The following is a 1770-nucleotide window of genomic DNA, read 5'->3' as shown; positions in this document are numbered from 1 at the left end:
GATGTTCTGACCCGCTATTTAAACGGCACCTGTACTGAAAAAGAGCGGGCCCTTGTTGAGCAATGGTACAATTTAAAAGCATCAGAAAAAGTTAGCCTGCCGGATAACACCGATCTGAAGGCGCTTAAGCAGGAGATGTGGGAGAATATTGATAAACGTGAAGCTGTTATACGGCCGCTGAGATATAAACTGGCGGGAATTGCTGCTTCAGTTATATTATTGATAGCGGTAGGGATTGCTTTATTAAATCCGGGGCTTTTTAAGCATCAGGAGGCTGCAACGTGGGTTAGTGTAAAGGCACCTGAAGGGAAAGTGATCAAGGTAGATCTGCCCGATGGCTCAAAGGTATGGCTTAATGCAGGAAGTACACTGGTCTATCAGCCATCGTTTGGGAAAGATATCCGCACGGTGCAGCTAACCGACGGGGAAGCCTATTTTGATGTTGCCCATGATGCACATAAACCTTTTGTTGTGTTAACCGGTAAAATAAAAACGCAGGTATTGGGTACCTCGTTCAATATCAGGGCTGCTGCCGAAATGAAAAAAATAACGGTAACGGTATTAGGAGGTAAGGTTGCTGTGATAAAAAAAGGTGCGGCCCCTTTATTCCTGCTGCCTAATGAACAGGCCGAGTTCAATAAAGAGACAGGCGCGATGGGGAAATCGAGCGTAACCGCCGAAAATACCACAGGCTGGATAGCCGGAAAATTCAGGTTCCATAACGAGGAACTGGAAGCCATCGCCAGCGAACTGCAGCGCAGGTATCACGTGAGCTTTATTTTCAAAACAGATGAGCTTCGCAATATAAGGTTCAACACCGGTTTCAACGCTAACGACCGTTTAAGCGACGTACTGAACGATCTGGCTAAAACAGGCAATATTAAATACACTATCCATACAAACCAGGTAACTATTTCGGCTGCAAAATCAGCTTCCTTCAATAAAGATCATTAACATTTAATAACCCCTCATAATATGAATATAAATTTCCTTAACAAATTATTGACCATACACAGACTGGCAAGGGTGTCATTGCTCAGTTTCGTCATGATAACCTTTACCTCTTTACTGTTTGCCGAAACTATCAGCGGCCAAACCATTACAGATACCCGTATTTCGATAAGCCTTGAAAATGCAAGTTTAAAAACAGCTTTAACACAGGTTGAACAAAAAAGCGGGTTCATTTTCGTTTATAATGAAAGACTACTAAATCCATATAATAACTTTACATTGACAAAGGAGAAGATCACGGTTGCTGATCTGCTGAACCTGTTGCTAAAAAAAACCGATCTTACCTACCAGGTGCATGACAACAAGGTGCTCATCATCCAAAAAGAAAAGCCAAAGCCCGTGGTTCAAAAACCTGTTGTCAGTGTGCCGGTGAATGGCAAGGTAACCGACGATAAAGGCCTGGCGCTTCCGGGAGTTACGGTGAAGGTAAAAGGGGCAGGCGCTGCCGTGATAACTGATGCCGATGGAAATTATAAGATAACTGTTAATGATCCAAACGCCACGCTGGTATTTTCATTTGTAGGGTTTAAAACCCAGGAGGTACCCCTGGCCGGAAAGCAGGAAGTGAACGTACAGCTGGCAGTATCTTCAGGTCAGCTGGATGCCGTGGTGGTTGTAGGTTACGGCACACAGAAAAAAACAAGTCTTACCAGTGCGGTGAGCCAGGTGAGCGGCAATACGCTTGTACAACGGCCGGTATCAAACGTGCAGCAATCATTACAAGGCCTTGCCCCTGGTGTTACCGTACTTGACAGGGGA

2 protein-coding genes are annotated in these 1770 nt (G+C 44.7%); both read left to right on the top strand.

Annotated elements, in window-relative coordinates; all coding sequences use genetic code 11:
* The coding region (locus VF500_RS01230) for a FecR family protein (RefSeq protein ID WP_330857925.1) at positions 1–954 on the top strand (954 nt) is incomplete at its 5' end.
* Positions 955–975: 21 nt separating this feature from the next.
* Positions 976–1770: carboxypeptidase-like regulatory domain-containing protein (locus VF500_RS01225; RefSeq protein WP_330857924.1), on the top strand; the 795-nt coding region annotated here is incomplete at its 3' end.

Origin of the sequence: Mucilaginibacter sp. (assembly GCF_036383575.1) — a bacterium.
Lineage (GTDB): Bacteria > Bacteroidota > Bacteroidia > Sphingobacteriales > Sphingobacteriaceae > Mucilaginibacter.
This window is presented reverse-complemented; position numbering and strand designations above follow the sequence as displayed.